This window comes from Haloimpatiens massiliensis (assembly GCF_900184255.1).
Classification (GTDB): domain Bacteria; phylum Bacillota; class Clostridia; order Clostridiales; family Clostridiaceae; genus Haloimpatiens; species Haloimpatiens massiliensis.
Genome location: NZ_LT854636.1, coordinates 112,000 through 137,085 on the forward strand (window position 1 = coordinate 112,000; position 25,086 = coordinate 137,085).

Genomic DNA, 25,086 nt, shown 5'->3' on the forward strand with positions numbered 1-25,086 from the left:
ATATGAGAACTTACAATGCAATTGAACAAATAAGTAAAAAAATAATAAAAGAGAATATTTGTGATGCAATATTTTTAAAAGGTTCTATTGGAAGGGGCGACGATGATGAATATTCTGATGTAGATATGTATGTTATTGTAAGTGAAGAAAAAATGGAACAGTTTTTAGACAATAGACTCGAGTATTTATTGGCATATAAATCAATAATTTATTATAGTTATGCTAATTTTGTAGGTCCACAAATAATAGTAATATTTGAAGATGGATTACATTTTGATTTATATGCTGTTACGAAAGAGTCATTACCTACAACTGATGAAGCAAAAATTGTTTATGACCCAAAAGGATTGATGAATGACTATGTTCCTAAAATTAAGTATATGGAAAAATCTGCTTGTGTAGAAATGTTCAATGATATTTTGTATAACTTTATTGAGGCTGATGGAGCATATAAGAGAGGAAATTATCCGTGGACTTCTAGAATTTTAAACCACTCAATTGCAGAATGTTCAATATTACTAAGATATATTTATGATAATGAACATGCTTACTTGGGTTTAAAGAAAATTAATGAGGTACTTCCAATAGAACAGTATCTATGGCTAGAAGAAGCATCAGAACATCTGAATAAAAAAGGATACAAAATAGCTAATGAAAAAATCATTACTATTTTAGAACATGTAGTAGAAAGTATAGATGAGGATATTAGACATAAATTAAATATCAACTTTCTAGAGTGGATAAAGGAAAATTTAAACAAAATAATATTTTAGCTTAATTAATAACATTACTTTGATGAATAATTAAAAAAGAACTAGATAAATTCCAATTTATCTATCAGTTAAAGTTATGTATTCTTATATATATCCTGATCATATCTACGTACTTAATCTGGATATCGCCAATAAAAGATTTTTAAAGCCCTAAAAGAAAAGCTATAACTATTCCATTTAATGAAATAATTATAGCTTATTTTGCCATCACATTTATTTAATTAAAGATTTTCCGTAACATAGTGGAGGAAAATCATCCTTCAGTAGGCTTTTTCCTCCCAACCCACATACATATTAAATAAACTAAAAATCTGATTTTAATGTAGTAGTAAATGTGGAATTGGGGACTATTGAACTAGCCTTAGAACTTCTTATGTCTCACAGTTAAGGACCCGTTAAGAAGCTTTCATGTTTGAACGAGGAACGAGTGAGTTTGAAAGCTTTAGGGGCTTTAACTGTGAGACATTTAGAAGTTATTGGCGTATTGTGAACAGTCCCAAATTACACATTTATTACGGAATTAAAATCAGATTTTTCTTCAATGTATATATTCTAAATGTTATAAAATTCTTCAAATGACTTCAATACATAAGTGTGGTCTTGAACTCCACCAAATTCACGTACTGAGTGCATTGCAAGCACTGGTGTTCCCATGTCCACGGATCTTATATCCAAATGAGTTGAGGATATAGGTCCTATAGTAGAGCCTCCTCTTGAATCTGAACGATTAACAAATTTTTGATAAGGTACTCCTGCATTTTTGCACACCATTTCATAAACAGCAGATGAATCACTGTCTGTAGTGTAGCTTTGATTTGCATTTACTTTTATTACTGGTCCTTTGTTTATTACTGGTCTACTAGTTGGGTCATGTTTTTCTCCCACATTTGGATGAACTGCATGAGCCAAGTCTCCAGAAATTATAAATGATTTAGATAAAGCTCTAAAGAAATCTTCTCTACCTTTTCCCATAGATAATGCTATTCTTTCTAACACATTAGCAAGCATTTGAGAGTTTGCACCTTGTTTTGTGGCACTTCCCACTTCTTCGTTATCAAAACAAACCATTACATTTGTTCCTTTTGTAACTTTACTATTAATTAAAGCCTTTATTCCTGCATGTACCATAGCTAGGTCATCTAATCTTCCACAGGATATAAATTCATCGTTAAGCCCTATTATGCTTCCTTTTTCAAATTCATATAAAAATAAATCAAAGTCTATTATATCTTCACTTTTAACATCTAACTCTTTAGCTACTGTACTTAAAAGGTAATTTCCCTTTTCTAAATTTTCATTTACTAATGCTAGTAATGGCAACGTATCTTTTTGTTTATTTAATTCTATACCCTTGTTTACTTCACGATTCATGTGTATCGCAAGATTAGGTATTATAAGTATAGGTTTTTTTATATTTACCAATCTTATTTCTGGGCATAATGGATTTTTGCTCTTTAATGCTACTCTACCAGCCACTGAAAGAGGTCTATCTAGCCATGTGTTAAGTATAGGTCCTCCGTATACTTCAGTATTTAACTTTACATATGTGTCTTCTGAAACCATTTCTGCAGATGGCTTAATTCTAAATGTTGGGGAATCTGTATGAGCTCCTATTAATTTAAATCCATCTTCTTCAATTTCTCCATTTCCCACTACAAAGGCTGTTAAAGCTGAATCATTTTTAGTTACATAATACTTTCCGCCTTTTTCCAAATTCCATTTTTCACTTTCCTTTATTTCCGTGAATCCATTAGCATTTAACTCCTTTTTTACAGTTTCTACCGCATGAAAAGCTGTTGGACTCTCATAAATAAAGTCAATAAGATTTTGGGCTAATTCTAATTCCTTTGTCATCGTTACTCCCCCCGAAATTTTATGATAATTTTGATTTATTTCCATATTTGATTATATCATATATAATACGCCAACTCCAAATATAGATTTAGAATATAAAAAGTGTATTAAAATCCTACATTATGAGTATTATATTATTAAGTAAAATTTTAGTAATTTAATGGAGCGTGATTTATATGAAAGGAATCATAAGGCACTTATTCCCTGGAGGAAATACATCACAGGGCTTTTATTCTTACTACAATTATATTTTATCTCAGGAAGAAGCCAATAAAATTATTTGCATTAAGGGAGGGCCTGGTACTGGCAAATCTTCAATGATGAAAAAAATTGGAGAATACTTTAACTGTCATGGATATGACATAGAATTTCACCACTGCTCATCAGATAATAATTCCCTAGATGCAGTATTAATACCATCTTTAAAAGTTACTATATTAGATGGTACTGCCCCTCATGTAGTAGACCCTAAAAATCCAGGTGCTGTGGATGAAGTTTTAAATTTAAGTGATTGCTGGAATGAAAAAAAACTTCAAAATAATAAAAATGAAATAATCTCTATTAATAAAGCTATCGGAAACACCTTTAAAAGGGCTTATAAGTACATTGAAGCAGCTAAAATTATACATGACGGTTGGAGCAACTTAAACTTAGAAGCTATGGATTTCTCAGAATTAAATATATTAAAGGAAAAATTAAAAGAAGAGCTTTTTAAAGATAAAGTAAGCATATTGGGAAAGGAAAGACATTTATTTGCCACTGCTTTTACTCCTAATGGAATAGTTACCTATATAGAGAATTTACAGGAAAATTATAAAAATATATATGTATTAAATGGTGAACCAGGCACCTGTAAATCTGATATATTAAACTTTTTAAGTAAGGAAGCTACTAAAAGGGGACATTATGTAGAGATATTTCATAAACCTCTTATTCCTGAGGAAATTGAGCATGTTTTAATTCCTGATTTAAGTGTAGCATTATTAACTTCTAATGAAATAAATAAAAGAGAGTTTTCAGGAACTCAAATATATACCAACGAACTACAAAATAAACATGTACTAAATAAAAATCTATCTAAAATACATGAGGAAAAAGAAACTTTTTATCTTCTTTTAAATAAAGGTTTAAAAATAATCTCTGGAGCAAAAGAATTACATGATCAACTAGAATCTTATTATATACCTTCCATGAATTTTGACAAAGTAAATGAAAAATATAAAAAAGTTCTAAATGAATTTTTAGAATACCAAAGTAAAGGCCTTGAAAATAATGCATTCAAACAAATAAAAAATGATATATTTTTTGTGTAAAAACTGAAAATTCCACAAATTATGATCCAAAAATACAGTTTTTCCATAAACTTTAATGTATTTAAACTAATACACCAACTTATTACTACTTCCTATTACTAAGTCCCCATTCCCCTAAATCTAAGTATAAATATAATAGCTGTAATTTTTAAACTAGGGATTGGGGACTAAAAATTTAATTTTAGAACCAAGACTTAAAACTGTTCACTGTGTTTATCACTGGTAACTTCATACTTAGTTACAAAATATTATTATTCTGCAAAAATTTCTTATTATTTATTATCTCCTGATAATCCCCATCTTTAATAATTCTATGTTCCTCAGAAAAAACTATCGCTCTTTTAAAAACACCTTCTACATAACCAAATTCATGTGTAGAACATATTATGGTTTTTCCACACTCTCTTAATTTTATCAAAAAATCTCTCAAAAATTTCTTTCCCTTTGGATCTATTCCATTCATAGGTTCATCTAGCACAAGCACCTCCGGATTTAATGCAAGCACACTAGCTATGGCAACTTTCTTTTTTTCTCCACCACTTAAATTATAGGGTTCTCTATGTTTTAACTCCATAATATTGAGCATATCCATGCAATCATACACTCTTGAATTTACCATATCTTCACTAAGCCCCATTTGCCTTGGTCCAAAAGCAATCTCCTCATAAACTGTAGAACAAAAAAGCTGAGCATCTGAATTTTGAAATACAAATCCTACTCTTTTATGAAAACTTTTAGAAAAACTACTGTTCTCTAATTTTTTGTCTGTAATTTCTTCTTCATTAAATATGTATTTTCCTTTCACAGGATGTACAATACCATTTATAATTTTTAACATTGTAGACTTTCCACTTCCATTGGGCCCAATTAAAGCTACAGATTCCCCTTCTTTTATATTAATATTTATATCTCTAAGAGCCACATTGTCCTTATAAGCAAAATAAACATTCTTAAGCTGTATCATATTATCAGCTCCTCATAATATATTTTTTAAATTTCAAATAGAATTTTTTTATTTAGATAAAACGAAATACAAGACTATGATAAATATATTTAAAACAGTATACCCTAAATCTAACAATGTAAATTTAAATTTAGAGTAACTCACGTACTCTCCAGTGAAGCCTCTGCATTCCATAGCCGAATACATTTCTTCTCCCATGGTTTTTGATTTTAAAAATAAATTTCCCATAATCCTAGATACTGAAGTATATTTTTTATTATTCTTACCTACAGATTTAAGCTTTAAGGCATACAACATTTCTAAGGAAAATTCTCCTAATATGTATATATATTTTATTGTAATGTCAAAAACTAATATAAATACATCTGGAATAAAAAGCATTTTTAAAGCTTTAGTTATGTGATGCCATTTAGTAGTATAGGATAATAAATTAACAACTATGACAGTTATAAGTACCTTTAAAATCAATATCAAGCTATTATGCAGATTTCCCATAATTATTGATGGTATAAGTATGATGAGTGTAAAAATAGGCACTATACAACTTACACCTAATATTTTTTTTAATGCATTCCCATCCAAAGTGCTTAAGCAAAGTAAAAAATATGTACCTATAGTATATAAGTAAAACAAATTTTTAGACATGGATAAAAAAATTATAAATAACAGAGTAAATATTAATTTTATTAGTGGATTTATCTTATATAGCACTCCATTTGGATAAATTTTATCCCTTTTAATTCTAGATAATATTTTAATAATTGCTAATATAGTTTTATTTATAAATCCATCTTTGTCTTTTGGCGGTGTATAATCATCTTTATTTAAAAGCCAATCCTTAATCTCCAATAATTCACCTTCTCACTTTTCCTGTTTTAGTAATACCAAATCAAACATAAATTCAACAACCATCCATTACATTCCTTCTAAAGTTAGAAAGAAAATATGGATGGTTGTAAAATTCAATATTTAATTGTTATTTATTTTATATGATCTATTTATATTTATTGTTTATAAAACTAGCTCTCAATAGTTTTATCCTTCATATCAATATTACTATCTTTTTTCAAGACTCCTATAATTTTAAAAATTATAACTATAAGTGCTACTCCTGCTATAGCCGATAATATATATCCTGCTATTTCTGGAAGCCCACTTATACTATAATCTGGTGCCATAGAACTAAATTCAAATCCTTTTTCCATGCCTTTTGGAACAAAACCAGCTAATTCTTTTATTTCATCAGTTCCCCATTCTCCCCATGCAGTACCTGAGGCTAACAATCCTACTGGACTTAAAACAATCATTGCAATTATAAGTCCAGTTAAAGATTTACTATTTTCCTTTTTCCCTTCATATATAGTTCCTGGAGATAGTTTCTTAATATAAGCATAAACTCCTGCAGTAACTACACCTTCTAATAATCCTATAATCAAATGTGGCAAAATCATTGCTGGAATGGCTACATTTAAAGCATATGGACAATACAATGCTGCCCCTGCTGCATCCTTAAAAATCATAGGTTGAATACCAAATTCTATAGCTGCACATAAAGCCGCTATAACTAAGGATATGTATCCTGCTATAAATACCGCTACATATTCACCTTTTTCACCTTTTACTTTGCTCTTTATAGAATTAAATACATAATAAGCTACAAATGGCATAATAAAAGCCATATTAAAAGTATTTGCTCCAAATGCTAATATTCCTCCATCTCCAAAAAATAAAGCTTGTATAAGTAGTGCAATAGTTACTGCTATACATGCAGCATAAGGTCCTAAAATAATTGCGATTAAAGCAGCTCCTACAGCATGTGCTGTAGTTCCACCTGGTGCTGGTACATTGAACATCATTATTAAGAATGAAAAGGCTGCACAAACTCCAAGCAGTGGCATTTTCTTTTTACTCAGTTCTTTCTTTACTTTTGTAACTGTTCTTTTCCAAACTGGAACCATTGCCACTCCCATTACAGCACAGGTCGATGGACTTAAATAATTGTCTGGTATATGCATTATTATCCCCCCAACTTAATTTTATAAAAATAAAAACCACAAAAGTTCCATTAATTATGGATAACCTTCGTGGTTATATATCGATTTATTCATATGCCCCAAAATTCGTTTTTAAGACACAAATATTTTATTTAACAAAGTAATTTTACACCTATGTAAAAAAATAGTCAAGATTTATTTTTATGTAAATTAATACCCCTTGGATTTTATTATAAAATGGTATAATATACTTATTAATGACCTATTTATTTTTTTATTTTAAGGACGGTGTTTTAGTTTGTTAACTAATTTTTTAATTTCCCATTTTATAAAAGATCACAATAATACAGAGGATGAGAATGTTAGACAAAAATATGGATATCTTGCAGGAGTAGTAGGAATAATTGCAAACATAGTGCTATCATCCATAAAACTTACGGTAGGTTTTATCTCTCATAGTATAGCTATAACTGCTGATGCCTTTAACAACTTATCCGATGCCGCATCATCATTAATAACAGTAATATCCTTTAAATTAGCAAATAAACCTGCAGATAAAGAACATCCCTTTGGACATGGTCGTGTAGAATATCTAGCTGCTCTTGTAGTTTCTTTTTTTGTTATGATGGTAGGTTTCCAATTTGTTAAAACCTCATTTGATAGAATAGTAAATCCTACAAAAATAAATTTTCAAATAATCCCCTTTGTACTGTTACTTTTCTCAATATTAGTAAAGGTATGGCTTGGATTTTTTAATAAAAGACTTGGTAAAAGAATAAATTCTACTACTTTAAGTGCTACTTCTATGGATGCTTTTAGCGATGTAATAACCACTAGTGTTGTTGCTTTGTCTTTTATCATATCAAACTTTACATCTTTACCTATAGATGGATATATAGGTATTTTAGTTGCACTTTTCATAATTTACTCTGGATTTAGCCTTGTAAAAGAAACTATAAATCCTCTTTTAGGTGAAGCTCCTGATGCTGAATTAGTAGAAAATATCGGAAAAGATTTACTTAGCTATGAGTATATAACTGGTGTACACGACATAATAGTTCATAACTACGGTCCTTCTAAATTTATGGTATCTTTACATGCAGAAGTTCCTTGTGATATTTCTGTATTAAAAATACATGAAATAATAGATAAGGCTGAAAAAGAAATTTCAAAAAAACATAATATTCTTTTAGTTATACACATGGATCCTATTAATACAAACGATGAAGCAGTTAAAAAATGTAAAGAAGATGTGTTATCTGTATTACCTACTATACGGGAAATAGAATCTATGCATGATTTTAGAATGGTAGGTGAAAATAACTATATTAATTTGATATTTGACGTGGTAATTGACCATGACATCCATATAGATCAACAAAAAGAAAAAGAAATTATACTCCAATTTAATAAAAAATTAAAAGCTATAAACCCTGCTTATAATTGCGTAATAACTATTGATAAGAATTATACTTTTATAAGATAATTGTAAATTAAAAAAGCCAGAAAAAGTATTATGTTATATAATGCTTTTTCTGGCTTTATATTTTTTATGCTAACAAATACTCAACTCTTCAATAACTAAATTCACCATTTGATTCATAGATAACTGTCTAGTACCTACAGTAATTACATTGCATCTATTTAATGGTAAAATTATTTTTTTTGCTTTACTACTAGCAATAGCTTCAGACATAACTGGAGTTATTTCCCCCATCATTGAATTCGCTACTAGCATAGCTATAGGTCCTACAATTACATCCACTTCTGATGACATAACCTTTATAGAATTTTCTCCTGTAGCTGCTGCATGAGCTCCACCTTTTATCATATTAGAGGTGGCTAAAGAATTTGTGCCTAATGCAATAATTTCAAAACCTTCTTTAAATTGTTGTCTAATCTTTTCAATTATTACTTTTCCCAATCCGCCGCCTAATCCATCAATTACTGCTACTCTCATTAAATACCACCTTCTCTATATTAGCGTTAATATGAGGGCTTTTAATATTCCCTTCAGTTACTTAAATTAAGGTACTATAGGAAATCTAGTTATTAGCAGTTGTGGAATGTGCATTATTTAAACTTTTATTATTACTTTTGTAAGCTAGGAAATAAGCTCCAGCAATTAGAACTGCTCCTCCAACTAAGTTTCCTAAAGTTACTGGCAATAAGTTATTAAAAATTCCTTTTCCTCCAACAAGTGCTAACTTTTCTGAAGTTAATCCTGAAGCTTGTACATACGCTGCATTAGATTTTGCAAAAATACCTAATGTGAAATAATACATATTTGCTACACAGTGTTCAAATCCACAAGTAACAAATGCCATAATTGGAAACCATGACATAACTACTTTTCCAATAACATCTTTTGATGCTGTGGCACCCCAAACTGCAAGGCATACTAATATGTTACATAAAATACCACTAGCAAAGGCTACACCAAAACTTAAGCCGCCTTTAGTTGCTGCTACTTTAATAGCAGTACCTCCAAGCTTTCCCCCACTTACGTTTAACATGCCCGATTGAAAAACTAAAAAAGATACAATAGTAGCTCCTACAAAATTAGAAATATACACTATTACCCAATTTCTCAATACTTTTTTAAAACTAAATCTTCCTTCTAGCACTCCTAAGAGCATCAAATTATTTCCTGTAAACAATTCAGCTCCACATACAATTACTAATATTAATCCTATTGGGAAAAGCGCTCCTCCTACAAATTTTCCTAGGCCCACATTGGTAACACTATGAGATCCTACTGAGGCTACAGCTCCCCCTATGGCTATAAATGCACCTGCCAGTATTCCTAAAATGATTCCCTGCATAAGTCCTATCTTTGCCTTTGTTTCTCCAGCTTTAATAGTAGCTTCCCTTATCTCTGTTGGTTTTAAAATTTTACTTTCCATATGACCCATATCCTCTTTTTATTATTAAATATTATATTTAACAAATTGTCCTATTAAGACAGCTTATTAACAAATATATACCCCACAAATTTATCTTGAGTCATAAGTCCATATTTTTTAGTACATTAAAATGTATATTTGACTTTTATAAGCGTTCTAGCTATATGCCTTTTGAGTTAGAATTCCTATAGAAACATCTCCCACTACAGCTAAATCTTCTGCTGTAAAATAAAAAGATGCATTTTTATCGAAAAGTATTTGAGCTGAAGGAGGAAATTCTTCGTCTCCTTCCCATAGAGCAAAGGTCACATAAACATTATTTATAAACTCGAATTTATAAGCTATGTCGCCCATGTTCACTTCTTTCTTAGGGATTTTTTCAAATGCCTTACGGAACTTGTCCAAATCCTTTCCAAAAGTTCTAATTAATCTTAAAATACATCTTCCATAAAAATTATTATAATACACCTCTCCACCTGGCACATCTCTATATGTTATGTCATCATTAATCGGGGCTACTCCCTTTGCATTTATTAGGTATCTAAGTATTAAAGTCTTAGTTGGATACTTTTCTATTTTGGAGTAGTCCCCATTCAACACTTCTCCTAATGGATATTTAACTATATAGTCTTGTCCCATAATCTTTACAGTAAACTCTTTTTTATCCTCATCATACCTGCAACCAGTATTTTCAACTATTTTCTGTGGATTGTAATTCTTTAATGTGTCTTTATAGTAATCATATGGTATTTTATCTTTTCTCTTTTCTTCTACAGCTTTTTTATCCATTAGCCCTATTTCATCCTTTCATATTAAGGTTAGATATTATCTCCAGCTTCCTTTAACATTTCATTTGCTTTTTCCATATATTTTATAGCTTCTTCTATATATTTTGCTGTTTCAGCTTTACCCATTTTCTTGGATTTTTCCACCCATTCCCTAAATCCTTCTTCATGAGATTTATTATGGTCTATCCAATGAGATAATAAAATTTTTAAAGTTTTTTCTTCTTTATCTAATGTTGAATTTCCATCACAACAACATTCACCATGGTCATGTGTATGTTCATGGCAGTGATCATCCCCGTGAGAATGTTCATGAGTATGCTCATGGCAATGTTCATGAGTGTGTTCTCCATCAAAATGTTCATGGGCATGTTCATGACAATGCTCATGTGTATGTTCATGTTTTAAATCTTTACACATATTTATTACCTCCATATATTTGTATTTTTTCGTAAAATCCTAATTATTTGATTTTTAATCCCCAGTTCAAATCTCTAGTAATAAATCATTTATCTTTAGTAAATGAATTTAAACCAGAGATATAAAATTTAAACATTAAATTAATGCATAATACCTAAATAAGCCTAAACTTAAATAAGTACTATTTTCCTTCAATTATGATTTTATGGTCTAATAATTTTATTTCTTTTAATACTCCATCTACTATCTTTTCATCTCCTAGAAGGTCTGCTAAAAATATTTTTCCATCTTCCTTAGGCAGTACTTCTACCACATATTCCATTATTTTTTCTTCTCCCTGAGAAGTTATTAAATAAGCTGTTGATTCACACATAGCAAATTCCTCCTTTTAATAATTTATTCTCCCAACAATTCCTTTACCGTTGGGAATCTATCTATATCAGTATGCGGTAAAAAACATGCTGATACAAATTCATCCATGTATCCAGGCTCTACACTCAATTCCAAATAAGTTATGCCGCTGGATATTTCCTCTAATTTTTTCTTAGCTTCTTTACTCATTATAGTCAAGTAGCATCCTATTAGTGAACTATTACCTATATATTTCACTTTTTCTCTAGGTATATCTGGGAGCATACCTATCATTATAGAGCTCTCTACATCTAAATTGTTTCCAATACCACCTGCTATGTACAGTCTGTCTATACAATCAAAGTTCATTCCTACACTGGAGATCATTGATGATATTCCAGAATAAACTGCTCCCTTAGCTCTTATAAAATTATCTATGTCAACCTCATTTATGGTTATATCCTTATCTATATTGTACTCTTCTTTAAAGGCTAATACATACTCGCCCATACCATGTTCATCAAATCTAACTCTAGTTGTATTTAACCCTTTAATGATTTTTCCTCTTCTATCTATTATTTTAGTGGCCATTAATTGATATATTAAGTCTATTATACCAGAACCACATATGCCCACAGGCTTTTCTTCACCTATGATTTGTATCTTTGGCTCATAGGTCTTTTTATCTATTTCAACTTTTTCAATGGCTCCGCTAGAAGCTCTCATGCCGCAGCTTATTTCTCCACCTTCAAAAGCTGGTCCTGCCGAACATGCGCAGCTCATTAAAAATTCCTTATTTCCAAAAACTATTTCTCCATTAGTTCCTAAATCTATAAATAAAACATTTTCCTCTGAATTCCAAATGCCCGATGCTAAAGCTCCAGCTGTAATATCTCCTCCCACATAGCTTGCCACAGAAGGTGCTAAATATACAGTAGTCTCTGGGTTTATATCTATTCCTAATTCAAAAGCTTTTATGTAAGGAGACCTTAAAAATGCTGGTATGTATGGTTCCATTCTTATGTAATCTGGTTGAATTCCCAAAAATAAATGACTCATAGTAGTATTTCCTGCCACTACAAAAGAATTAATTTCATGAGATTCTATACCACTTTCTACATACATCTTTTGTAATAATGGATTTATAGTGTATTTTATAATGGCTTCATTTAATTTTTTAAGCCCATCTTTTTTTGCCGAATATATTATTCTATTTATTACATCTGCTCCATATTGTATTTGAGCATTTCCTGAAGAGGCTTTAGCTATTATCTCTCCAGAATTTAAATTTATTATACATGCTGCAACTGAAGTAGTACCAATATCTATAGCTACTCCATATAGTTTATTTGAAGTATCATTTCCTTCTATGTTTATTATATTTATATTATTTTCCTCTTCAATATAAGTTATAGTAATTTTAAAATCGTGTTCTCTTAAAATATGAGGTATTTTTTTTATTACTGAAAGTCCACACTGAACGTTGCCACATCCCAATGTGTTTCTAACTTGCCTAATTAACCTATCTACATCTGATATGTTGTCATCTAAGGTTGGCCCTGGAATTTCTAAAAAACTTTTTTTAATGTCTATTCCCAATTCTATACCGTTATTTTTTAATATTTCTCTTGCTTCATTAAATACTTTCTTTTCCTTTTCTCCACCTAAATCTTCTATTTTCATATTGTGCATAGCATCATCAGCGGTGGATGGAATTTCTACTTCCACATCTCCTGTTATAGTAGAACAACAAGCTAATACATAGCCTTGTGCTAGTTCCTCTTCAGTTATATGATTGCTCTTATTTGAATTTACTTGCCCTTGAAGTATTTTAACCTTGCATTTTCCACAAGAACCATTGCCATTACAAGGTGCATCTATAAATATTCCAGCTCCTCTTATTACTGTAAGCAAGCTTTCTCCATCTTTTGCTTCTACCTGTACTCCGTGAGAAGTAAAATTAACTTTAGCCATACATCAATACCCCCTGTGAGAAAAGCTTTCTCGGCCTAAGCCGAGAAAGACTATATTATTTTATACTTGATTCGTAATTAGCAGAGTTTAATAAGTTATCTAACTCGCCTTTGTCACTTAATTGAACTTTTATAATCCAAGCATCATATGCATCTTCATTTATATATTCTGGCTCATCATCTAACTTTTCATTTATTTCTAATACAGTTCCTGAAATTGGTGCAAATAAATCTGAAGCTTTTTTAGAAGATTCAACCACTCCAAAAGTTTCGTCTTGAGTTATTTCATCATCTACTTCTGGCATTTCAACAAACAATATTTCTCCCAATTGACTTTGAGCAAAATCAGTTATTCCAACATATGCTGTATCTCCTTCAACTCTTGCCCAAGTATGTTCTTTGCTGTAATATAAATTTTCTGGATGATTCATATATATGCCCTCCCTAAAATATTTTAAACGTAAATGACCATATTTGTAGTTATAGCGGATTTAAATACTATTTAAACCCACTATATCTAAACTTAAACAATAACTATAGTTATTAACTCAACTTTCGCATATAAATTTTAAGCTTTATGCTATACAAGGTAAGAAGTAATAGGTAAAAAGTAAGAATTATTACTTATAAATTAATTATAAAAAACTCCTAGAGTTTTATCCTTAACTCTTACTTCTTACTTCTTAGCTAATACCTATTACTTATCTGCAAATTTTATAGCTACGAAAGTTGAATTCTTAATTCTTAATTAATAATTATTAATTATTAATTATTAATTACATAATAGGATCCATAGTTAATGCTGGATGTCCTTTTTCTTCTAAGAATGCTAATACGCCATCTGACTCTGTAGATATAGTTTCATCACAAATCATATCTACAAAATTATCTATATCATATAGCTCTTTAGCTGTTTTATTTAATTTTTCTCTAACGAATTCTTTTAATTCTTTTGGCATCCAAACTATTCTTCCAACTCCGCCTTCAGCCTTTAAGAATTTCTTCGAAGATATAAATGGTCTTCCATGTCCCATAAATCCTGGTGTTTGAACTCCACCACCTGTCATTGATGCAAGTTCTCCAAATGTCATTCCTAGAGGAGAAATTGAAGAATATTCTCTGTTTACTATTACAACACCATTAGCTTCTGGCATTATACCACAGATACATTCAAAACATCCACAAGATGTCATTGGGTCTTGAATTAAGCTGTATAGTGTAACTTGACTTACTGCACCTTGAGATATTTTATCAACAGTTTCATTTACTGTTTCCCAAATACCTAAGTTTTCGTCTATGACTCCCTCTTTTGGTATTGCTTGACATGGTCCAGTTGGATTTAATTCTAGTGTAGCTTTAGCATCTAACCAGCTAACTGCTCCACAAAGTCCAAGTCTTTCAGGTGTTACAACACATACGTGAGCTGGAGCGAAAGATTGACATAAATTACAAGTATAGAATGTATCTACATTTTCATCTATTAGAGATTCTAATCTTTCGTCTCTTTCCATGTATCTTGGCATAGCATATTTTTCTCTTAGTTCTCCACATTTATCTGGGTCAGTTACTATAGTAACTTGACATTTATCCACAACAGATCCAAATTCATCTAATATCTTAGCATAGATAACTTCTCCTATGTGGTTTAATCTAAAGCCTTTTTCATAAGCTTCCTTGCCTATTCTAACCCAAGTTAAATTTCTTTGACCAACGTGCATTACGCCTTCTATATAGTTTAAGAAATAGTGAAGTCTTCTTTCAAGAACTGGTTCAAAGTCTTTTTGCATGTTAGGTCCAGCAACTTCTATGAATACTCCTAATGGAAGTCTTCCTGGTGCTTCTGTTATAGTATCAACATCTGGTCCTATTAATGTTATCTTATGGTCTTCAACTTCTGAAAGCTCTCTTTGCATTACTAGTTCCCAAGCATCAGTTTTTCCTCCACCAAATTCAGCAAACATATCATTTTTTCTTATTCTTTCACCTTCAAATGCTGCTGCAAAAGCTACTGGTATAGGAATTTCAGTTATTTTTATCTTTATATGTCTAGCTTCTAATGAAGTTTTAGGTACTTTATCGTAATCCTTTTGAGTTAATAATAATGTTGGAACTTCTTGAACATCTTGATCAGTAATTACTGGGAATCCAAGTGCTATAGCACCTGCTCCTGCAGAAACTACTAGTTCACTAAGTGGTCCAAAGGCATTTACAAAAGCAAGAATTCTCTTGTCTGTGTACTCTAAGAAATCACCGAATTTACCGCCTTCAAGTCCACCGAATATAAGTCCTGCTCTTATAGCTACTGATACAACATGAATTACTGCTGTTACATCATAGCCTACTGGTATAACTCTTAGATCAAGACCCATTTTTACGTTAGCTTCTATAGCTTGGTCTATTACTTTTCCTATTAAAAAAGTAAGTAATCCTTTTGATTGATAATCTTTTATAACTTTTGCTGCAGTTTCACTATCTGGGCATTCTCCTAAAACAACTGCTATTCCAGGAATATCTCCAGTAACTAGTGGAACTCCTAATGAACGAATAACTGGGTCTGGTACAAATCCTATACAAGGTTCTGTATAAGGTGTTTCACTTAATACATATTTAGCAGCTTCAATTATTTCTGCTGCCACTGCAGTAGCAAGACCTGCATTTAGAGCCTTTTCTAATCTTTCTTCTTGAACTATTAAACTTTCTACTACGGCTAAAGCGCCTTCTAATTCTTCAAGAGTAGTTATTTTCTTTCCTGTAGCTGCAAAAATTATTGGAAGTCCATAAGCAGTGTCAGGAAAAGCAACTTTACACTCTTTACCTTTTTCATTTATAGCTTGAGCAACTATCCCTTTTGCTGCTTCTAAAGCTTGATTTGAGCCTGTAAATATGGTTTGAAATAAATTCATCTTCCCTTGCCCCCTTTTATAGATCTAAATAAGAATCTGCGTATAAAACTGCTCCATTAATGATATCACAAGTTTTTATAGTTTCCATTAATCTTTGATCACATGGATTCATTATTGCTGATGTTAAGCCTGCTTGCATTGCCATAGCGCAGAAGTTAGCATCCATTATTGGTCTTAAATGTTTTGGTGCTCCATTAGATATATTACTTAATCCACAAACAGTTTTAAGTTCCATTTCACTTATTAATCTAACTGCTTCTAGAACTTCTTTTTGCTTTTCTTGCATTCCCTTTATAACTAAGAATAAAGGGTCAAATAACATATCTGTTGGTTCTAATCCTAAAGACATACCTCTTTCAAGCATTTCTGTACAATATGCCATTCTTTCATCATTATCTCTTGTTATACCTTCTTTAGCACATAGTGCTATTACCATTGCATCGTTAGCAGCTGCTAAATCTATCATTTCTATTCTTTCTCCAGCATCTGCTGAGTTTATTATTGGTTTTCCTTTTTCTCTGTTATAAACTTTTATTCCAGCTTCTATTGCTTTTTTATTAGTAGTATCTAAAGCAAGAGGAACATTATTAAATTCTTTTTGTAGTAATTGAACAGCCCATGGCATTACTTCTTCGCCATCTTTTTCAGCAGGTCCTATATTTAAATCTAGGTAATGGGCCCCTGCATCTAATTGTTCTTTTGCTCTTTTAAATATTGGTTCAGGATTTCTTTCTGCTAACGCTTTTCTTATAGTTGGTGATATACAGTGAATTCTCTCCCCTATAATCATGAATTTTTCCATGGATTTTCTCCCCTTTTCAATTTTTTATTTTAAACTCTTACATAAAGGGGGGCTCCCCTTTATGTAAAAAGTATATTTCCTATTTAAATTCCTTTAAGAATTTTGGAATGTGTAAAGCTTCATTAGTTCCAACAACTATTTCCCAGCCTGGTAGATTTTCTTCTAAGTCACCCTTAAGTACAGCAACTTTACCTGGAATTATAAGTTTTCTTGATTTAGTCTTTTCCTCTACTCCACTTTCCTTTACGAATTTAGCTATGCTTGATGCTGTAAATTTACCTGCTGCCCAAGATGTAAGAACTGAATATCCACCTGCATCAGGAATTAGCATCCATACTGGAACTTTTGATCTTTCTACTTCTCCAGATACTATGAAGTAAGTTAAAGCAAAGTCAACTGTTACCATTACTGGTGAGTTGTCGTCTGGGTTATTTATTGGATAAACATTTGGTTCAACTCTCATTGGTCTTTGTGGATCTGTAAATATGTTTTGTCTTAGAGCAAATAGTGGAAGTGCTCTTGCATAATCCATATCATCAAGTACAATGATTGAACCATATTTCATTGTAAATAATGTACTTAATGCTACTTCCATAAACTTGTCATTATTAGCAAGTTTATTAGCAAATATCACTGATGGATAACCAAATACTCTATCTTGTCCATCCAAATTTATTCTTCTTATTTGAACTGTATTTTGGAAAGCTTCTTTAATTGAAGAAGAACCTGGGTCAAGTATCAATTCTTTATAACCTTCTTTGTGTATTTCTTCTACTAATTTATATAATTCTTCTAATGATGGAGCTTTAACTCCTAAAACTAACTTATCAGCTTTAACTAATTGAACCATTTCTTTGTAGTTATCTTTGTTAGCACCATAAACTATAGGATTTTCATCTTTTACTAGTGCTAACGCTTCTTTCATAACAGATACATCTTCACAAGTTAACATGTAAGCTACTTTTAATCCGCTATTTTTAATTTTATTTATTATTTCTATATATCTATCTTTATTGCCACTGTAGTTTATTGCAGCAATTTCAGCTTTCATTTCTTCACCGATTCTTACATAATTAACCTTTTTCATATTTTCTATTTTTCTATCTATTTCTTCATCAGACATGCAATCGCAGAACATGATAGCAAATCTATTTCTATTTACAAAAGTTTTGCTGTGACGGAAAAGAACAGTTTCTCCTCCTAATTTATATTCATTTTCACCTTTTCCAACTGTTATTGTTTTCATAAGTGGTGCAGTAGCTTCTGATAATTTTTCTAATGCTGATGAATCCATATGAGGACACTTACTTATTTCTACCGCCCCTGCAGCTACTTTCATTGAAAATGCTAAGCATGTTGGGAAACCACAATCTTTACAATTCTTCTTTGGTGTTAATTTAAATATATCTAATCCTTTTAAAGCCATTTTTTATCCTCCTCTAACAATTCGAATTTACCTATATAAAAATATTTTCCGAATTTTTTATCTTACAATTTTAAAATACCAAAATTTATAAATAATTTAGACTAAATCAAGTATTTTGACAAATTATGCTAGCAATCCCTCTACTAAGCTTCTTAAAGTCTCTATTGATTTTGGATGTCTTAATACTAAAGCATCTGTTCCTGCTGACAAAACACCTGTTGCAGTAGCTACTTCCATAGATATTCCTCTTTCTTCTTGAGAACCCCATTGTGGAGAATCTTTTTCTGATTCTACAGCTTCTTTAACTTTCCATGTTTCAAAAGAAACTGGTGTTATTATTGGAGTTTGAAGAGTTTTATCATCTTGTCCTAATGCTGCAAGTCTGATTCTATCCATAGTTGATATAACATATTCATAACCATAACCAGCTGCTGAACATCCTACGTTTGATACTATATTTTCTGTTTTAACACCTAATTGGTTTATTAATATATTTAATTGTTTTGCAAGGTTAATATCAACTGATGATTCTGCTCCAACTTTGTGACTGTAAGCTAATGCACCTGCTGCAGCTACAGTTTTATAGTTTTCTTCTACTGCTGATAATAACAATACATTATGTCCATCTAATTCTTTTGCTAAGCTTTCAAACAATTTTGCATCTTTATCGTGATTTCCTGTACCTGCTATAGCTAGAGGAACTTCAATAGCTTCTGCTACAGCTTTAGCAACTTTTGTACATTCTTCAACAGATTTGTTTGCTCCACTTGGATCTGCTCCCTCTAATCTCAAACATATAAAATCTGGATTATATTTTTCTTCTACAAATTTTGCCCATTGAACTGGGTCGTTACATACATCCTTGTATATTTCTTTTAATGCATCTATCCAATTTTCTGGATATACATCTATTATTTCCATTCCCATTTTAGGAGTATTTCCTGTATCTCCGTCAAAAGTGTAAAAAGGAAGTGCATTTTGTCCTCCTATTTTTATTGCCTTTTCTCCTGTTCCCATTTGAACTTCATTGATTTTACCTGAGTATTTTTGTACTGTTTTTTTGAACATAACTGGTAGCCTCCTTGTTTTTACTTATTTAATCCAACCTTGGATAATATATCTCCTAAAGCTTTCTTTGACATACTATCCTCTGGTAATTTAACTAATGGTTTTCCTGCACAATCGTATTCGTATACCATAGGATCCATTGGAACAACACCTACTAAGTTTAATTCTTGCTTCTCTATTTCTTCTAATATTCCATCCTTTAGTTTTTCTTCAGGCGCCCTATTCACTATAAGGTAGGTCTCAGAAACTTTCAATTTTAATTCCTTTACTAATTTATTTATTCTTCCTACAGCTTGTATTCCTCTTCTTGAACAATCACTTACTAAAAACAATAAATTAATATCATCTACAACTTTTCTACTTAAATGTTCCATTCCAGCTTCATTATCTATAACTATGTAATCGTAATTATTAGCTAATGTATCTATTTGATTTTTTAAAACACCATTTACGTAGCAATAACAACCTTCACCCTGTGATCTTCCCATTACCAATAAGTCAAAGCCATTACCTTCCGTTAATCCTGTGTTTAATCTATATTTTAGATAATCAGCTTTTAGCATTCCTCCTGGAAATCCGTCACCTTTAAGGGACATTTGACTAACTTCTTCCCTTATTGTTCCTAAAGTTTCCTCTACTTCTACACCTAGAACTTCGTTTAAGTTAGCATTAGCATCTGCATCTACTGCTAATATAGGGCCTTTCCCTTGTTTCACTAAATAATCCATCAATAATCCTGTCAATGTAGTTTTTCCAGTGCCACCTTTACCTGCTACAGCTATTTTATATCCCATATTATAACCTCCTTTATTTAGTGCATAGGGCTATAAAACCCTATGCTTTAAACTGCGTGAACACTTTCTTTATTTACATCATGAACGGCTTCCATTAGTGCTTCTGATAGTGTTGGATGTGGATGTATTGCATCGCCCACTTGTTCAGCAGTTAATCCTAAATGTACTGCTAATGTAAGTTCTGTAAGTAAATCTGTTGCATTAGGACCTATGACTGCAGCTCCTAATATTTTGTCGTTCATGTCAGTTATTACTTTTACAAAACCTTGGAATTTACCCATAGCTTGTGCTTTTCCAAGTCCTCTAAAGTCGAATTTTCCTACTTTATATTCTACTCCTTGATCTTTAAGAGATTTTTCTGTTGCTCCTACTCCTGCTACTTCTACACTAGTAAATACACATCTTGGAACAGCTCTGTAGTCCATTTTTTTATCTCCGCCTAATGCATTTTCTACTGCAACTATTCCCTCTTTAGATGCTACATGAGCCAATGCTGGAGTACTTACTGTATCACCTATAGCATATATGCCTTCAACACTTGTTTCCATTTTTTCATTTACTACTATTCTTCCTCTTTCCATATTAACTCCAAGTTCTTCTAGTCCTAAACCTTGAGTATATGGTCTTCTACCTACTGAAACTAGCATCATTTCAGCTTCTAGCTCTTTACCACTTCCTAATGTAGCTACAACCTTGTCTTCTTTTACATCTACTTTAGATATACCATCTTTAACAAAGAATTTTATTTTACTTTGCTTAAATGATCTTTGAAGTATTTTAGCTACATCTTCATCTTCAAATGGAATCAAATGATCTACCATTTCAACTATTTGAACCTTTGTTCCTAGTTCATTGTAGAATTGTCCAATTTCACAACCAATTGGGCCACCTCCTACAATTATCATGGATTTTGGAACTTTTTCTAATTCTAGTACTTCATCACTTATTATAACTCTTTTTCCGTCGTATGGAAACATTGGTGGAACTACTGGAACAGAACCTGTAGCTATAATTATTTTATCTGCTTTAATTATCTCCTTTGTTCCATCATTTTTTTCTACTTCCACATTATTTTTATCTGCTATTTTACCAGTACCTCTAACTAGTTTTACTCCTTTTTCATTAAAAAGGAATTCTATACCTTTTACTAGTTGGTCTGTAACTTTTCTTTTTCTTGCTACAATTGCATCAAAATCTGGTTTTACTTCACCTTCTATTTTTATTCCATATTTATCTGCATTTTTTATAGTTTCTAGTGCCTCTGAACAAGCTATTAATGCCTTAGTCGGGATACAGCCTACATTTAAGCAAGTTCCTCCTACATGTGCCTTTTCAACTACAGTAACTTCTGCCCCTTTCATAGCTGCTTTTAATGCTGCTACATATCCTCCTGGGCCTCCACCTATAACTACTATTTTCATCCCAATCGCCTCTCTCATTAATTTTATAGTTTTACTGTAAATTAAAGTTCATTACTTAAATAATACTAGTCTTTCTCTTGACATTTTATGATTTTATTATGAATTAAAGTCCTGCTCTATCTAGTATTACTGGAACATTTTCTTCTGCTCCTATAGCCATTATGTGAACACCTTCGCACAATCCCTCTTCTCTAGCTTGTTTTATGAATTCTGCAGCTATGTTTATTCCTTCTTGTGCTTTATTTTCTGCACCCTTCATTCTTTCAATAATTTCATCTGGAACGTATACCCCAGCTACATTAGCATTCATATATTTTGCCATACCAGCTGATTTTAGTGGTATAATTCCCACCATCACATTTGTATTTAAATCTTTTGTCATTTCTCTAAATTTTCTTAAAGTATCTATATCATAAACGGCTTGTGTTTGAAAAAATTTTGCGCCTGCTTCAATTTTCTTTTTCATTTTCAATATTTGTAATTCTAATGGGTCATATTTTGGAGATACACAAGCTCCTAAATAGAAATTTGGTGTTCCTTTTAATTCATTTCCCATCATATCTACACCAGAACTTATGGTAGATGCTACCTTAAGTATATCTACACTATCTAAGTCATACACTGGTTTTGCTCCTGGGTGGTCACCAAGCACTGTATAATCTCCTGTTAAAGCTAATACGTTTTCAATTCCAAATATACCTGCTGATAGAAGTTCTCCCTCTATAGCAATTCTATTTCTATCTCTTCCTGTTATTTGTAGAACTGGCTCTAATCCTGCATCTTTAAGCATTTTACAAGTTGCTAAAGATGTAGCTTTCACTGTGGCAGCTTGGAAATCAGTAACATTGACTCCATGGGCTCTCCCTTTTATAGCCTTAGCACACTCTATTAAGTGAGAAAGGTCTGTTCCCTTTGGAGGAGCCATCTCCGCTGTTATTGCAAACTCTTTTTTTTCAAAGGCCTGCTGTAATAAACTCATAATAATCCCCCTCTAGCTTTTATCTATTTCTTATATCCATTTTTAATGGATGCATATCTAATTGATAATCTCTTGGTTCTCTTATTTCTGCTAAATTATCAAGTTTATTTAAATCTTTAAGTTTTTCATATATAAGTATCCAAGCACAATCATTATTTGGATCTACTTCACATTTTCCATCCCTTGCGCCTCCGCATGGTCCATTTAAAAGGCCTTTAGCACATTTAGTTACTGGACAAATTCCTCCAGTCCATCCTAGTTGGCACTGTCCACACGCTCTACAAGCTTCATCAAATTTACCTATTCTTTCAACTTCTCCTATAAATCTTGTGTTATTTGCAGGATATACTGGAACTTTAACAAGTTTAGCTACAGTTTGTACACCATCACCACATGCTAATGAAAGAACCGCATCTGCTTCCTTTAAAGCTTCTTTTAATTCTTTTAAATCTTTTTTTGCTTTTAGGAAATTGCAGGATGGATCTAAAACTTTAAATCCTAATACTTCTTTTCCGTTTTCTTCTAACTTAGCTTTCATCTCTACTAATTGTTCTTCTCCACCTACTTGACAAGAGCTAGCACATAAAGAACATCCTGTAAGTACTATTTTTTTACTACCTTCAAGGTATTTAAGAATTTCTTCTAAAGGCTTCTTTTCTGAAATAACCATATTTCTTCCCCCATTTAATTATTAGTAAATATAAAGTTTTTATTATAAATTATTTTGAGCTTTGCATGCTTTAATTACATGTTTTCCTAGTATAGAAGTAGTAACTGATCCTACTCCAGCTGGTACTGGTGTTATTAATGAAGCTCTCTCTAAACAATCTTCTGTGTCTACATCGCCACATAACTTTCCTTCTTCATCTACATTTATGCCCACATCAACTACTACAGCATCTTTACCTACATAGTCCTTTGTGATCATTTTTGCTTTTCCTATTCCAACTACTAATATATCAGCTTTGGAAGCTATTTCTGGCATATTTTTTGTTTTAGAGTGACATATAGTCACTGTAGCATTTTCATCTAATAAAAGCATTGACACTGGTTTTCCAACTACCATAGATCTGCCTATTACTACAGCATTCTTACCTTTCATTTCTACATTATAGTGCTTTAATATTTCTATAACTGCAGTTGGGGTACATGGTGGAAATCCTGTCTTATCGCCACTCATTAACTTTGCTGCATTTATTGGACTGAAGCAATCCATATCTTTTTCTGGAGATATAACATGCTTAATTACATCTTCATTCATTTGCTTTGGTAAAGGTCTAAAAATTAAAATACCATGAGTTTTCTTATCTTCATTTACTTTTTTGATTTCTTCTATGAATTGTTCTTGTGATATGTCTTCTGGATAAGCCTTAACTTCTGTGTCTATTCCAACCTTTCCGTATCTTTTTAAAGCTCCTCTTTCATAAGAAAGGTCACTTGGATTTTCTCCCACTCTCATTATAGTTAACTTAGGAGTTATTCCCATGTCTTTAAGTTTGTTAACATCCTCTGCTAACTGCTCTGTAATCGCATCAGCCACGGGTTTACCTTTAATAATTTGTCCCATTTCAAAGCCTCCCTATTTAATAAATTCTATTATAGAAATACTATTTTATATTTCTTAGCCTATTATAAATATATTACATACTAAAGACTAAGTAATACACCGTTTTACTATACATTCCTATAGCCCCCATTAAATAATGAGGGCATAAGAACATATATATTATTTACAAAGAGATTTTAACACTTCTTCATAAACCTCATCTGCTATTTCTATTCCTTCTTTTACTAGTTTTTCAGTTTCCTCTTTAACTTTAGATACATAATTCTGATCTTTAATAGAATTTATGTTAATTATAACGTTTAGCTGAGCACTTATAATAGCTGCTCTCAAGCATTGCACTCCAACACCAACATCACTTATAGCTAATTTTGAACATTTATTAACTAGGTTTTCATGCAATTTTATAGCTTCATAAGCCTTTTTTACTATAGAAACTGGAACTTCACAGGCTTGTTTAAGTGCTTTTTCTAAAGTTTCTTCTTTTAATTTTCTTTCCTCCTCAGTATCTTTCTTCATGCCATAAGCTTTTGAAAGTGGAAGAAAGTTTTCCGCATCATCATCTATCATTTTTAGGAGTTCTCTTTGAATTTCTCCAGCTTCACTTAATATACCCTTAATTTCTTCCTCATACTGAGCATATTTTTTCTTTCCAATGGTTAAGTTACAAACCATGCTACCTAATGCTGTGCCTATAGCACCAACTAATGCTGCTGCTCCACCACCACCTGGTACTGGTTCTTTAGAAGCTAGCACTTCTGCAAAATCTACACAAGTCTTATCAGCTAATTTCATC

General features: G+C 31.5%; 24 protein-coding genes. 3 read left to right on the forward strand and 21 right to left on the reverse strand.

Annotated elements, in window-relative coordinates; genetic code table 11:
* Window positions 1-2: 2 nt before the first annotated feature.
* Window positions 3-773, forward strand: a complete 771-nt coding sequence (locus C1715_RS01620; protein ID WP_102398941.1) for a nucleotidyltransferase domain-containing protein — start codon at window positions 3-5, stop codon at window positions 771-773.
* Window positions 774-1,325: 552 nt separating this feature from the next.
* Here the strand turns inward: C1715_RS01620 and C1715_RS01625 are convergent.
* Window positions 1,326-2,627 (reverse strand): M18 family aminopeptidase, encoded by a 1,302-nt coding sequence (locus tag C1715_RS01625; RefSeq protein WP_102398942.1) that lies wholly within the window; start codon window positions 2,625-2,627, stop codon window positions 1,326-1,328.
* 176 nt (window positions 2,628-2,803) lie between these two features.
* Here C1715_RS01625 and C1715_RS01630 point away from each other — a divergent pair, with 176 nt between their 5' ends.
* On the forward strand, window positions 2,804-3,940 hold the full coding sequence (locus C1715_RS01630) for a PRK06851 family protein (RefSeq protein WP_102398943.1): 1,137 nt from the start codon (window positions 2,804-2,806) through the stop codon (window positions 3,938-3,940).
* A gap of 238 nt (window positions 3,941-4,178) precedes the next feature.
* Here C1715_RS01630 and C1715_RS01635 read toward each other — a convergent pair whose 3' ends face one another.
* From C1715_RS01635 to cbiM, 3 genes are all read right to left on the reverse strand, one after another.
* Complete coding sequence (locus C1715_RS01635; RefSeq protein ID WP_102398944.1) at window positions 4,179-4,904, reverse strand: energy-coupling factor ABC transporter ATP-binding protein; 726 nt, start codon at window positions 4,902-4,904, stop codon at window positions 4,179-4,181.
* A 48-nt stretch (window positions 4,905-4,952) separates the two neighbouring features.
* Window positions 4,953-5,753 (reverse strand): energy-coupling factor transporter transmembrane component T family protein, encoded by an 801-nt coding sequence (locus tag C1715_RS01640; RefSeq protein ID WP_242971866.1) that lies wholly within the window; start codon window positions 5,751-5,753, stop codon window positions 4,953-4,955.
* Window positions 5,754-5,923: 170 nt separating this feature from the next.
* Entirely contained in the window at window positions 5,924-6,919 is a 996-nt protein-coding gene (gene cbiM / locus C1715_RS01645; RefSeq protein WP_102398945.1) for a cobalt transporter CbiM, read from the reverse strand.
* 277 nt (window positions 6,920-7,196) lie between these two features.
* Between cbiM and C1715_RS01650 the strand changes: the two genes are divergently transcribed.
* Window positions 7,197-8,384, forward strand: coding sequence for a cation diffusion facilitator family transporter (locus C1715_RS01650; protein ID WP_102398946.1), 1,188 nt, complete (start codon window positions 7,197-7,199; stop codon window positions 8,382-8,384).
* 69 nt (window positions 8,385-8,453) lie between these two features.
* On the opposite strand, the gene C1715_RS01655 is transcribed toward C1715_RS01650, so the two are convergent.
* The 17 genes from C1715_RS01655 to C1715_RS01735 all read right to left on the reverse strand — a co-directional run bounded on the left by C1715_RS01655 (window position 8,454) and on the right by C1715_RS01735 (window position 25,085).
* Window positions 8,454-8,858, reverse strand: a complete 405-nt coding sequence (locus C1715_RS01655) for a DUF3842 family protein (protein ID WP_102398947.1) — start codon at window positions 8,856-8,858, stop codon at window positions 8,454-8,456.
* A gap of 85 nt (window positions 8,859-8,943) precedes the next feature.
* On the reverse strand, window positions 8,944-9,804 hold the full coding sequence (locus C1715_RS01660; protein ID WP_102398948.1) for a formate/nitrite transporter family protein: 861 nt from the start codon (window positions 9,802-9,804) through the stop codon (window positions 8,944-8,946).
* A gap of 156 nt (window positions 9,805-9,960) precedes the next feature.
* Window positions 9,961-10,593 carry a DUF3786 domain-containing protein gene (locus C1715_RS01665; protein ID WP_102398949.1) on the reverse strand — a complete coding sequence of 211 codons (633 nt, stop codon included), beginning with the start codon at window positions 10,591-10,593 and terminating at the stop codon, window positions 9,961-9,963.
* Between the two features lie 29 nt (window positions 10,594-10,622).
* The gene (locus tag C1715_RS01670; protein ID WP_242971867.1) at window positions 10,623-11,009 is read right to left on the reverse strand and encodes a DUF8180 domain-containing protein; all 387 of its coding nucleotides are present in this window, start codon (window positions 11,007-11,009) and stop codon (window positions 10,623-10,625) included.
* Between the two features lie 181 nt (window positions 11,010-11,190).
* Window positions 11,191-11,382 carry a CooT family nickel-binding protein gene (locus tag C1715_RS01675; RefSeq protein ID WP_102398951.1) on the reverse strand — a complete coding sequence of 64 codons (192 nt, stop codon included), beginning with the start codon at window positions 11,380-11,382 and terminating at the stop codon, window positions 11,191-11,193.
* A 23-nt stretch (window positions 11,383-11,405) separates the two neighbouring features.
* A complete protein-coding gene (acsV, locus tag C1715_RS01680) occupies window positions 11,406-13,334 on the reverse strand; it encodes a corrinoid activation/regeneration protein AcsV (RefSeq protein ID WP_102398952.1) in 1,929 nt (642 codons plus the stop codon).
* A 55-nt stretch (window positions 13,335-13,389) separates the two neighbouring features.
* Complete coding sequence (gene gcvH / locus C1715_RS01685; RefSeq protein WP_102398953.1) at window positions 13,390-13,764, reverse strand: glycine cleavage system protein GcvH; 375 nt, start codon at window positions 13,762-13,764, stop codon at window positions 13,390-13,392.
* A gap of 345 nt (window positions 13,765-14,109) precedes the next feature.
* Window positions 14,110-16,236 (reverse strand): acetyl-CoA decarbonylase/synthase complex subunit alpha/beta, encoded by a 2,127-nt coding sequence (gene acsB / locus C1715_RS01690; protein WP_102398954.1) that lies wholly within the window; start codon window positions 16,234-16,236, stop codon window positions 14,110-14,112.
* Between the two features lie 16 nt (window positions 16,237-16,252).
* Complete coding sequence (gene acsE / locus C1715_RS01695; protein WP_102398955.1) at window positions 16,253-17,038, reverse strand: carbon monoxide dehydrogenase/acetyl-CoA synthase methytransferase subunit; 786 nt, start codon at window positions 17,036-17,038, stop codon at window positions 16,253-16,255.
* Between the two features lie 79 nt (window positions 17,039-17,117).
* On the reverse strand, window positions 17,118-18,464 hold the full coding sequence (acsC, locus tag C1715_RS01700) for an acetyl-CoA decarbonylase/synthase complex subunit gamma (protein ID WP_102398956.1): 1,347 nt from the start codon (window positions 18,462-18,464) through the stop codon (window positions 17,118-17,120).
* Between the two features lie 123 nt (window positions 18,465-18,587).
* Entirely contained in the window at window positions 18,588-19,532 is a 945-nt protein-coding gene (gene acsD / locus C1715_RS01705; protein WP_102398957.1) for an acetyl-CoA decarbonylase/synthase complex subunit delta, read from the reverse strand.
* Between the two features lie 20 nt (window positions 19,533-19,552).
* Entirely contained in the window at window positions 19,553-20,326 is a 774-nt protein-coding gene (locus C1715_RS01710) for an ATP-binding protein (protein ID WP_102398958.1), read from the reverse strand.
* Between the two features lie 47 nt (window positions 20,327-20,373).
* The gene (lpdA, locus tag C1715_RS01715) at window positions 20,374-21,747 is read right to left on the reverse strand and encodes a dihydrolipoyl dehydrogenase (RefSeq protein ID WP_102398959.1); all 1,374 of its coding nucleotides are present in this window, start codon (window positions 21,745-21,747) and stop codon (window positions 20,374-20,376) included.
* 103 nt (window positions 21,748-21,850) lie between these two features.
* On the reverse strand, window positions 21,851-22,726 hold the full coding sequence (locus C1715_RS01720; RefSeq protein WP_102398960.1) for a methylenetetrahydrofolate reductase: 876 nt from the start codon (window positions 22,724-22,726) through the stop codon (window positions 21,851-21,853).
* Between the two features lie 19 nt (window positions 22,727-22,745).
* Entirely contained in the window at window positions 22,746-23,396 is a 651-nt protein-coding gene (locus tag C1715_RS01725; protein WP_102398961.1) for a methylenetetrahydrofolate reductase C-terminal domain-containing protein, read from the reverse strand.
* Between the two features lie 42 nt (window positions 23,397-23,438).
* Entirely contained in the window at window positions 23,439-24,293 is an 855-nt protein-coding gene (locus C1715_RS01730; RefSeq protein WP_102398962.1) for a bifunctional 5,10-methylenetetrahydrofolate dehydrogenase/5,10-methenyltetrahydrofolate cyclohydrolase, read from the reverse strand.
* 159 nt (window positions 24,294-24,452) lie between these two features.
* A complete protein-coding gene (locus C1715_RS01735) occupies window positions 24,453-25,085 on the reverse strand; it encodes a cyclodeaminase/cyclohydrolase family protein (RefSeq protein WP_102398963.1) in 633 nt (210 codons plus the stop codon).
* Window position 25,086: the final 1 nt, after the last annotated feature.

Excerpts from the sequence above, each read along its gene's own strand:
- C1715_RS01725 (WP_102398961.1), bottom strand. The coding sequence starts at position 23,396 with ATGGTTATTTCAGAAAAGAAGCCTTTAGAAGAAATTCTTAAATACCTT.
- acsB (WP_102398954.1), bottom strand. The coding sequence starts at position 16,236 with ATGAATTTATTTCAAACCATATTTACAGGCTCAAATCAAGCTTTAGAA.
- C1715_RS01730 (WP_102398962.1), bottom strand. The coding sequence starts at position 24,293 with ATGGGACAAATTATTAAAGGTAAACCCGTGGCTGATGCGATTACAGAG.
- C1715_RS01655 (WP_102398947.1), bottom strand. The coding sequence starts at position 8,858 with ATGAGAGTAGCAGTAATTGATGGATTAGGCGGCGGATTGGGAAAAGTA.
- C1715_RS01670 (WP_242971867.1), bottom strand. The coding sequence starts at position 11,009 with ATGTGTAAAGATTTAAAACATGAACATACACATGAGCATTGTCATGAA.
- C1715_RS01710 (WP_102398958.1), bottom strand. The coding sequence starts at position 20,326 with ATGGGATATAAAATAGCTGTAGCAGGTAAAGGTGGCACTGGAAAAACT.
- cbiM (WP_102398945.1), bottom strand. The coding sequence starts at position 6,919 with ATGCATATACCAGACAATTATTTAAGTCCATCGACCTGTGCTGTAATG.
- acsD (WP_102398957.1), bottom strand. The coding sequence starts at position 19,532 with ATGTTCAAAAAAACAGTACAAAAATACTCAGGTAAAATCAATGAAGTT.
- C1715_RS01660 (WP_102398948.1), bottom strand. The coding sequence starts at position 9,804 with ATGGAAAGTAAAATTTTAAAACCAACAGAGATAAGGGAAGCTACTATT.
- C1715_RS01720 (WP_102398960.1), bottom strand. The coding sequence starts at position 22,726 with ATGAGTTTATTACAGCAGGCCTTTGAAAAAAAAGAGTTTGCAATAACA.
- acsE (WP_102398955.1), bottom strand. The coding sequence starts at position 17,038 with ATGGAAAAATTCATGATTATAGGGGAGAGAATTCACTGTATATCACCA.
- acsC (WP_102398956.1), bottom strand. The coding sequence starts at position 18,464 with ATGGCTTTAAAAGGATTAGATATATTTAAATTAACACCAAAGAAGAAT.
- C1715_RS01635 (WP_102398944.1), bottom strand. The coding sequence starts at position 4,904 with ATGATACAGCTTAAGAATGTTTATTTTGCTTATAAGGACAATGTGGCT.
- C1715_RS01735 (WP_102398963.1), bottom strand. The coding sequence starts at position 25,085 with ATGAAATTAGCTGATAAGACTTGTGTAGATTTTGCAGAAGTGCTAGCT.
- C1715_RS01630 (WP_102398943.1), top strand. The coding sequence starts at position 2,804 with ATGAAAGGAATCATAAGGCACTTATTCCCTGGAGGAAATACATCACAG.
- gcvH (WP_102398953.1), bottom strand. The coding sequence starts at position 13,764 with ATGAATCATCCAGAAAATTTATATTACAGCAAAGAACATACTTGGGCA.
- lpdA (WP_102398959.1), bottom strand. The coding sequence starts at position 21,747 with ATGAAAATAGTAGTTATAGGTGGAGGCCCAGGAGGATATGTAGCAGCA.
- C1715_RS01665 (WP_102398949.1), bottom strand. The coding sequence starts at position 10,593 with ATGGATAAAAAAGCTGTAGAAGAAAAGAGAAAAGATAAAATACCATAT.
- C1715_RS01675 (WP_102398951.1), bottom strand. The coding sequence starts at position 11,382 with ATGTGTGAATCAACAGCTTATTTAATAACTTCTCAGGGAGAAGAAAAA.
- C1715_RS01620 (WP_102398941.1), top strand. The coding sequence starts at position 3 with ATGAGAACTTACAATGCAATTGAACAAATAAGTAAAAAAATAATAAAA.
- acsV (WP_102398952.1), bottom strand. The coding sequence starts at position 13,334 with ATGGCTAAAGTTAATTTTACTTCTCACGGAGTACAGGTAGAAGCAAAA.
- C1715_RS01625 (WP_102398942.1), bottom strand. The coding sequence starts at position 2,627 with ATGACAAAGGAATTAGAATTAGCCCAAAATCTTATTGACTTTATTTAT.